The organism is Actinomyces sp. (genome assembly GCF_030530635.1).
Taxonomy (GTDB): domain Bacteria; phylum Actinomycetota; class Actinomycetes; order Actinomycetales; family Actinomycetaceae; genus Actinomyces.
Map to the genome: position 1 here is coordinate 23,676 of NZ_JAUMUL010000038.1, position 8,901 is coordinate 32,576.

9 protein-coding genes are annotated in these 8,901 nt (G+C 68.6%); all 9 read left to right on the top strand.

Annotation, left to right across the window (positions count from 1 at the left end):
* Positions 1-10: 10 nt before the first annotated feature.
* The 9 genes from ruvX (at position 11) to nusB (ending at position 8,377) form a co-directional block, all read left to right on the top strand.
* The gene (ruvX, locus tag Q4A20_RS09605) at positions 11-487 is read left to right on the top strand and encodes a Holliday junction resolvase RuvX (RefSeq protein ID WP_303122528.1); all 477 of its coding nucleotides are present in this window, start codon (positions 11-13) and stop codon (positions 485-487) included.
* Entirely contained in the window at positions 484-1,722 is a 1,239-nt protein-coding gene (gene mltG, locus Q4A20_RS09610) for an endolytic transglycosylase MltG (protein WP_303122529.1), read from the top strand. The genes ruvX and mltG overlap by 4 nt, the downstream gene beginning before the upstream one ends.
* 15 nt (positions 1,723-1,737) lie before the next feature.
* Positions 1,738-2,694, top strand: a complete 957-nt coding sequence (locus Q4A20_RS09615; protein ID WP_303122530.1) for a shikimate dehydrogenase — start codon at positions 1,738-1,740, stop codon at positions 2,692-2,694.
* Positions 2,695-2,726: 32 nt separating this feature from the next.
* Positions 2,727-3,947: a chorismate synthase gene (gene aroC, locus Q4A20_RS09620; protein WP_303122531.1), complete on the top strand. Its 1,221-nt coding sequence runs from the start codon at positions 2,727-2,729 to the stop codon at positions 3,945-3,947.
* A 48-nt stretch (positions 3,948-3,995) separates the two neighbouring features.
* A complete protein-coding gene (gene aroB, locus Q4A20_RS09625) occupies positions 3,996-5,864 on the top strand; it encodes a 3-dehydroquinate synthase (protein ID WP_303122532.1) in 1,869 nt (622 codons plus the stop codon).
* Complete coding sequence (locus Q4A20_RS09630) at positions 5,861-6,403, top strand: shikimate kinase (RefSeq protein WP_303122533.1); 543 nt, start codon at positions 5,861-5,863, stop codon at positions 6,401-6,403. The genes aroB and Q4A20_RS09630 overlap by 4 nt, the downstream gene beginning before the upstream one ends.
* 9 nt (positions 6,404-6,412) lie before the next feature.
* Positions 6,413-7,099, top strand: coding sequence for an FMN-binding negative transcriptional regulator (locus tag Q4A20_RS09635; RefSeq protein WP_303122534.1), 687 nt, complete (start codon positions 6,413-6,415; stop codon positions 7,097-7,099).
* A gap of 180 nt (positions 7,100-7,279) precedes the next feature.
* Entirely contained in the window at positions 7,280-7,843 is a 564-nt protein-coding gene (gene efp / locus Q4A20_RS09640; protein ID WP_303122535.1) for an elongation factor P, read from the top strand.
* A 6-nt stretch (positions 7,844-7,849) separates the two neighbouring features.
* A complete protein-coding gene (gene nusB, locus Q4A20_RS09645; RefSeq protein WP_303122536.1) occupies positions 7,850-8,377 on the top strand; it encodes a transcription antitermination factor NusB in 528 nt (175 codons plus the stop codon).
* Positions 8,378-8,901 lie beyond the last annotated feature (524 nt).

Genomic DNA, 8,901 nt, shown 5'->3' on the forward strand with positions numbered 1-8,901 from the left:
TGGAGGCGAGATGAGAACCGGGGTACGGCTGGCCTTCGACGTCGGCAGAGTACGGGTGGGTGTCGCCCGCTGTGACAAAGACGCAATCCTCGCGGTGCCGTTGGCCACGCTGCAAAGGGACCGCTATGGCGGCGACCTTGAGGAGGCTGCGGACCTGGTCACCGATGCGCGCGCCTTGGAGGTGATCGTCGGCCTGCCACGTAGTATGAGTGGCCGCGCGTCCAGTTCGACGCAGGACGCCCGTGGCTGGGCCCGCCGACTCGCTGAGCTGGTTGCACCCGTCCCGGTGCGCCTGGTGGACGAGCGGTTGACCACGGTCACCGCACATCGGGAGCTGCACGAAGCCGGTCGGCGGGAGAAGAGTTTCCGAAGTGTTGTTGATCAGGCGGCCGCAGTAGTCATACTTGAACAGGCCCTCGCTACGGAGCGCTCAACTCAGGCGCCGGCGGGCGAGCTGGTCGATCCCATTCAGAGAGGCAGACAGTGACCGAGGACGATTTCTTCTCTGCCGTCGGTATTGAGGCTCCCAACGCCGAGCAGTCTGAGGGCCCCCGGACCAGACGTCGGGGCCTGCAGGCCGCGCGTCTTCGCCGTCGGCGTAGGCGCCGCAGGCGGGCATTGACGGCGGTGGTGCTCGTACTCGTGCTCGCCGGGGTCGGATTCGTCGGCTACAAGGCCCTTGGAGTGATCAGGGCCGCGCAGTCCGCGCAGACCACCATCTCCGACTACACGGGCGCCGGCGAGCAGGAGGTGGTCGTCACCATTCCCGAGGGCGCCACTGGGGCGGACATCGCGCAGATCCTCGTGGACAAGGACGTGGTGGCCACCGCAGGGGCCTTCAAGAACGCCTACGCCGCAAACTCGAACTCCGGCAACATTCAAGCCGGGACCTACACGCTCAAGACACGCATGTCCGCCGCCAACGCCGTTGCCATGCTGCTGGATCCGTCCTCGCGGTCCGGCCATACCCTGACCATCCCGGAGGGCGCCACCAAGACGGAGGTCAAGGAACGGTTGATGAGTGTCGGTGGATACACCGACGCTGAGGTCGAAGCGGCCTTCGCGGACGCCACCGCCATCGGCCTGCCAGGTGTGGCCGGTGGCGACGTGGAGGGGTGGCTCGCACCATCCACCTATGACATCGCTGAGGACGCTACGGCCACCGACGTGGTCGCCTCCATGGTCTCCACCACCCTCGCCCGCCTGAGTAGGGCGGGTGTTAAGGAGACCGACTACGAGGCCGTACTCATCAAGGCCTCCATCGTCGAACGCGAAGTCTCCGAGCCCAGCTACTACCAGCAGGTCGCCCGCGTCATTGAGAACCGACTGGCCGACAAGAACGGCGAGACCGGGGGCAGGCTGGAGATGGATTCCACCGTCCTGTACGGGTTGGGACGCACGGGCGGCATCCCGTCCTCGCAGGAGATTGCCGACTCCTCCAACGCGTACAACACCTATCAGCACGTGGGGCTGCCCCCGACCCCCATCGGCAGTCCCGGTGAGGCCGTGATCCAGGCGGTTATCGACCCGCCCGCCGGCGATTGGCTGTACTTCGTTACCGTCAACCTGGAGACGGGTGACACCCGGTTCGCCGCCACCCATGAGGAGCAGAAGAAGAACACCGAGATGTTGACTGCGTACTGCAAGGAGAACGCCGAGGTCTGCTCCGGCGCCTCATCCGCGCCGGCGACTACGTCCACCCCGGCGCCGGACGCCGAGTAGGTCACCGTGTCAGTCGTGCCGAGCGGGGCCGCCCGCGCCCGTCACCGGGCGGCCGTCATCGGGGACCCGGTCGCGCACTCACTTTCCCCGGTGCTGCACCGGGCCGCATACGCCTGTGCCGGGCTGCACGACTGGGTCTACGACCAGCGCCAGACCCCGCCCGCCGACCTGCCCGCCCTGCTGGATGAGCTCGCCGCCCCGGCCACGACAGACCCCGTCTGGGAGGGCCTGAGCGTCACCATGCCGCACAAGCAGGCACTGCTGAATCGCCTGGATGTGATCGACCCGCTGGCGGCCACCGTCGGCGCGGTGAACACGGTGGTTGCCCAACGGCCCGGACGCGGCGCCGCCCTGTTGACCGGCTTCAACACCGACGTCGCCGGCATTGTCGGTGCTGTGCGTGAGGTCGGTCCTGGCTTCACAGACGCTGCTGCGGCCGGCCGGATCCGCGCCGTCGTGCTCGGATCCGGCGCCACCGCCTGCTCGGCCCTGGCCGCGGTCACCGAGCTGGGTGCCACCGACATCGTCATCGCCGCACGCCGCCATGCCGGCCCCGGCCGGGCCCTGACCGCCGCGCACCGCATGGGGCTGGAGGTGACCGCGCTGACCTGGCGCCCGGGCGATGCCGCATCCGACGCCGAAGTCGCCGCCGCGGCCGCACGAGCCGACCTGCTCGTCTCCACCCTGCCGTCCGGCGCCGCCGACACCCTGGCCGCGCCGTTGGCTTCCGCACGCAGCGGCAGCGCGCCCCGAAACGGAGCCGTGTTGCTCGACGTCGTCTATGCGCCTTGGCCCACCCCACTGGCGGGAGCCTGGCAGGTCTGCGGCGGTGCCATTGCTCCCGGTTGGCTGATGCTGCTGCATCAGGCGGTGCCGCAGGTCACGCTTATGACCGGGCATACCCCCGCGCTGGAGCCCATGCGTCAGGCGCTGCTGGAGGCGCTTGCGCGTCGCGGCGACGAGCGGCGGTGACGTGGCGGCCGGGCGCATGGGATGATCGCCCCATGCTTCGATGGATGACCGCCGGCGAGTCCCACGGTGAGGCCCTCACCGCTGTCATTGAGGGCGTGCCCGCGGGCGTGGAGATAACCAGTGAGCGGATCCGAACCGCCTTGGCTCGTCGCCGTCTGGGGCACGGCCGCGGCGCACGTCAGAAGTTCGAGGCGGATGAGCTGTCCATCCTCGGCGGCGTCCGCCACGGCCGCACCCTGGGCGGGCCTATTGCTCTGCGCATCGGCAATTCGGAGTGGCCCAAGTGGTCCACCGTCATGAGTGCAGACCCGGTACCCGCCTCGGCCCTGCGCCGATACGCCGGAACCGGGGATGAGCGGGAAGTCGCTCGTAACCTGCCGCTGACCCGGCCGCGGCCGGGCCATGCGGACCTGCCCGGCCTGCTGAAGTACGACCTGCCAGATGTCCGCCCCGTCCTCGAGCGCGCATCCGCGCGCGAGACCGCCGCCCGGGTTGCCCTGGGAACGGTCGCCACTGCCGTAATGGAGCAGATCGGTGACATCCGTCTAGTCAGCCATGTCGTGCGCGTCGGCTCAGTCGCCCTGCCGGAGGATACCGTCCCGCCGACCCCCGAGGACGAGGAGCGGCTCACCGCGGACCCGGTGCGTTGCACCGATCCGACTACCAGTGCCGCCATGGTCGCCGAGATCGATGCGGCCCGCAGAGCCGGTGACACGCTCGGCGGCGTCGTGGAGGTGATTGCCACCGGTGTGCCCATTGGACTGGGCACCCACGTGCAGGCCGACCGACGGCTGGACGCCCGGCTGGCCGGCGCACTTATGAGCATCCAGGCGGTCAAAGGCGTGGAGATCGGTGATGGTTTCGCCGAGGCCGCCCGCCGGGGTTCGGCTGCCCACGACGAGATCCTCACGCTTGACAATGGGCGGGTGCAGCGCGCCACGAATCGGGCCGGCGGAATCGAGGGGGGTATGAGCAACGGCGAGGCGGTGCGAGTGCGGGCCGCCTACAAGCCCATCTCCACCGTACCCCGCGCCCTGCGCACGGTGGACCTGGCCACCGGCGAACCGGCCGCCGGCCTGCATCAGCGCTCCGACACCACCGCCGTCGTCCCCGGCGCGGTAATCGCCGAGGCGATGGTGGCACTGGTGCTCGCGGATGCGCTGCTGGAGAAGACCGGTGGAGACAGCGTGGGCGAGGCGCGCCGCAACCTGTCCGGTTATCTCGCCCGTCTGGCTGAGCGCAGCCGCTGGTGACCCGAGTCGCCCCAATCACATTCCTGCGCCGAAGGAGTCGTAAGTCATATGAGCCTCATAAGCCACGCCGATCGCCTCGGCGGATCAGTCCAGCCGGATGCGGCCATCGACGCGGACCTGCTTCCGCTCGTGCTGGTGGGCCTGCCCGGGTCGGGTAAGACCACCGTGGCCCGGCTGCTGGCCACCGCCCTGGGTGTGCAGGCCACCGACACGGATGCCGAGATCCGGCGCCGCGCCCGCATGACGATCCCGCAGATCTTCTCCGCCGAGGGCGAGGAGGGTTTCCGCGAACGGGAGACCCGCGCCCTGCGGGCCGTGCTGATCGGGGAGGGGGCTGCCCAGGGCGTGGTGGCACTCGGCGGTGGCGCCGTGCTGCGGGAGGAGAACCGCCGGCTGTTGCGCGGACGCGCCGTCGTGCACCTGGCCGCCAGTCCCGCCACGGCCGCCGCCCATGTGGGTGACGGCGCCGGCCGCCCGCTGGTCGGCACGCCGGGCGCCGCCTCGGACTCGGACACCGCCGCGGCCGCCCAGAAAGGCGTGCACAGTGATGTGCTCGCCCGGATGGAGGCCCTGCACGCTGCACGCCACGACCTGTATCGACAGGTCGCCACCTTGACCGTACCCACCGATGGGCTCACCCCCGAGCAGGTGGCGGCGTTGGTATTGGTGTCGCTGGGTGCAGCACCGTCCCGGGCAGCCGCGCGACTGGCACCCGCTGCTGGCATCAGGGCCGCGCACCCGGCTGTGAAGCAGACCTGCGACCCCTGCGGCAACACCGTCATAACAGTTCCCGGAGGTGCCGCCTCCCGCCCCTACGAAGTCGTTATCGGCACCGGTATGGCCGACGCCGTCACCCGCGCTGTAGCGGCCGCTCCCGGCGCCGGCGCCGGGGGAGTAGCTGTTGTACACGCGGACGCGTTGGCCACGGTGGCCGCAGGCTACGCGGACGCTCTGAAGGCGGCCGGCCTGCGGGTGACCTGCATCGAGGTTCCTGGCGGGGAGCGTGCCAAGCAGGTGGCGGTGCTGAACGAGATCTGGGAGCGATTGGGGGCCTTCCGCATGGGGCGCGATGGCTGCCTGGTGGGCGTGGGTGGCGGCGCCACCACCGACCTGGCCGGCTTCGCCGCCGCCACCTGGCTGCGCGGGGTTCCCATCGTGCAGGTGCCCACCACACTGCTGGCCATGGTTGACGCCGCTGTGGGCGGCAAGACCGGGATTGACACCGAGGCCGGTAAGAACCTGGTGGGTGCCTTCCACCCGCCCGCCGCCGTGGTGGCAGACCTGGGGACACTGAGCACGCTGCCTGCGGCGGAGGTACACGCCGGTATGGGCGAGGTCGTCAAATGCGGGTTCATAGCCGACCCCGTGATCCTCGATCTGGTACTGGCGGCCTCCGCCCCTCCGGATGCGAACTCGCCGACGCTCGCCGATCTGGTCAGCCGCGCCGTGACAGTCAAGGCGGCAGTGGTGGGGGAGGACCTCACCGAGTCCGGCCTGCGGGAGATCCTCAACTACGGGCACACCTACGCCCACGCGATCGAGAAGGTCACCGGCTACACGTGGCGGCACGGTGAGGCGGTGGCCGTCGGTTGTGTCTTTGCCGCCGAGGTCGCCCACCGGTTGGGTCGGCTGGACGACAAGGTGCTGGCGCTACACCGCCGCGTCTTCGCCGCCGCGGGCCTGCCGGTCGCCTTCCCCGCGGGAGCGGACGCCTTTGAGGCGCTGTACGCCGCCATGACGTCTGACAAGAAGGTACGTGCCGGCAGGCTGCGCATGGTGCTACTGGACGACGTCGCCCATCCCGCACGTGGCGTCGAACCCGGTGTGGAAGTGCTGCGGGCCGCGCACGAGGCCGTCACCGCGGGATCCGCCGACGCCTGTGCCACCGATAGCGGTGCTACAGGAGAACAGGCGTGAGCCCCGCAGGCGTGGTGCTGCTCGGTGTCCCCGGTGCCGGCTGCTCCAGCGTCGGCCGCGTGCTGGCGGATACTCGGGGGGCGGCACTGTTCGACGTCGGGCAGGAGACTGCCCGGGCGCTAGGCACCACGCCCGAACTCGCCCTGGTGGCTGTCCCGGAGGAACGTTACCGGCAAACTCTGGCGAGTACCGCGTTGAAGGCGATCCTGCGGGCCGAGCAGGAGGGCGCCGTGGTGGCGCTGGGCTCCGGTTGCCTGAGCGATCAGGCGGTTCAGGACGCCCTGGTGCGGGCGACTGCCGCCGGGGTGCGTCTAGTTCACCTGACCGCCTCCGTTCGCCGTCTGGCCACCCGCAACGGCATGGATGCACCACGTTCGGTGGCGCTGGGCAACGTGCGCCAGACCTTCACGCGCATGCTGCGGGAGCGGGAGTCCGCCTGTGCGCGAACCGGCGCGGCCGCCGTCGACACCACCGACACCACGCCCGCCCAGGCCGCCGCGGTGATAGCCGCCCTCGACTCCGGGCGGTCGTCCCCATAGGGTGGGTGTATGTACGTGCCCAGGCACTTCGAACTCCCCGAGGACTATGCCTCCGCGCTGTTGGACCGACCCCGCGCGGGCAATCTGGTCACCGTGCACGCGGATGGACCGCTGGCCACGCTCGTACCCTTCTACCGCGATGTCGAGCGAGGCGCGCTGGTCACCCACTTGGTGCGCAACAACCCGCAGGTACGTGAGCCGATCACCGGGCCGGGCATGGTCGTCTTCGATGAGGTCGACGCCTACATCTCGCCCCGCTGGTACGCCACCAATGAGGTCAAGCCGAACGTGCCCACCTGGGATTACATCACCTTGCATGTGTGGGGGCCGGTGCACATTGATTCCAGCCCCGAGGCGGCGTTGCGAGCGGCGCGGCGACTGACGCAGATGTATGAGTCCGATGACGTACTCGCTCCCATCGGGGAGGAGAAGCTGGAACGTATGTCACGCGCCATTGTGGCGGTCGAGGTGGACATCGAACGCTTGCAGGGCAAGGCCAAGATGAGCCAGAACCGGCACCCCGACGATATTCGCTCCCTAGCCGCGGAGCTGGCCGGCCAGGGGCATGGCCGCATGGCCGAGTTCCTGCTGGAGGTCTCGCTGCCGTATGCGGAGCAGCGCTACGCCACGCTCGCCCGGCTCGGTGAGGTGCGAGCCCTGCGCGAGGACGTTAAGGACCTTACCGACCTCCACTAGCCGTCCCCCCCTCTCGCCGAGATCGGTAGAAGTTACGTGGTGAGATCGGTAGATATGGTGGCGGGGGACCCACTGGTCGTGATGGGCATGACAGGCGGCGGCTGGGGGATCACAGCGACATGGCGGTAGGCTTAAGCGGTCTAAGACTTCCGACATCCCCGAACGAGATAGGAACCGCACGTGGCAACGACGAACGACCTGAAGAACGGCATGGTGCTGAACCTGGAGGGCCAGCTGTGGCAGGTGGTCGAGTTCCAGCACGTAAAGCCGGGTAAGGGCCCCGCCTTCGTGCGCACCAAGATCAAGAACGTCCTGTCCGGCAAGACCGTCGACAAGACCTTCAACGCCGGCCTCAAGGTTGAGACCGCCACCGTCGACCGCCGCGATATGCAGTTCTCCTACAAGGACGGCGACGACTTCGTCTTCATGGACGTCAAGACCTATGAACAGACCTACGTCGCGGCCGACGTGGTCGGACAGGCCGCCGATCTCATGCTCGAGGGCCAAGACGTCATCGTCGCCTTCCATGACGAGACCGTACTGTTCGTGGAGCTGCCGGCCGCCGTCGTGTTGACCATCTCCCACACCGAGCCCGGCCTGCAGGGCGACCGCTCCTCGGCGGGTACCAAGCCCGCCACTGTGGAGACCGGCGCCGAGATCCAGGTTCCGCTGTTCCTGAACATCGGGGACAAGGTGAAGGTGGACACCCGGTCCCGGTCCTACATCTCCCGCGTCACCGACTGACCCCCGATGTCCGAATCCATGCCGGTTGAACCGGACGCGGTTTTCGCGCCGTCCGACGACGCCGATACCGCCTCGGCGCAACAGCCCAAGTACCCGGTCACGGCCCGCACCAAGGCGCGCAGGCGGGCGGTTGAGGTCCTGTTCGAGGCGGACCAGCGCGGCATGCTGCGGGGTGAGTCGGGTGCGCAGAGGCTGCGGGAGCTCGCCACCGAGCGCGCGCTTCACTCCGCGAACCAGACCGAGGCTCCCGCATACGCGCGAGCGGCGCTGGCGGGTGTGGCCGATCATCTGGCCGAGATCGACGAGACCATCGAGACCTACTCCCATGGTTGGGTGCTCAGTCGCATGCCGGCCACGGATCGGGCCATCGCTCGCCTGGCCACCTGGGAGATCGTCTGGAACGACGACGTCGACGCGCCGGTGGCCGTCGACGAGGCGATCACCCTCGCCCGCATGCTGTCGACCGATGACTCACCGCGGTTCTTGAACGGGCTGCTGGGCCGCATCGGGGACCTGGCCGAAACGCTGCGCTGAATATTGCGCAGGTTTCGCGTCGCGGGGAGCATCTAGTGATCGCCGGCCCAGTCCCAAATCACCTTATCGAGATCCGCAGAACCATCGATTGTGAAGTCCACAAACACACCGGCACAACAGCCGAAGTGCCGGCATTGTGACAACTAATCCACAAACACACCGTTAGATCGGTGATCGCAGACGAGATTGCGACCCTAGCCGCGGACGTTGTCCGCTGCGTACGCAAGTGCTAGGCGGCTCACCCAAACCTGTTTAAGTAATATCGCCCCGTTGCACATCTGTGCGTACGAGGGCGTGACTGTTGCCGTGATACCAAGCAGCATCGTGCCGACGGCGTAAGTTGGTCGGCGCCGGGCCGGCCCGTCACGAAGGAGTACTTTCATGGCCGATAAGACTGAGCGGATTGTGTTGGCTGATTTGGATGTGGGTGTGCGTGGGGCGGTGGCGGCTGCGCGTGAGCGGGTGGCGGGTTTGCATGGGGAGTTGATTCGGTGGGGTTTGGTGGTGTGGACGGCTGGGAATGT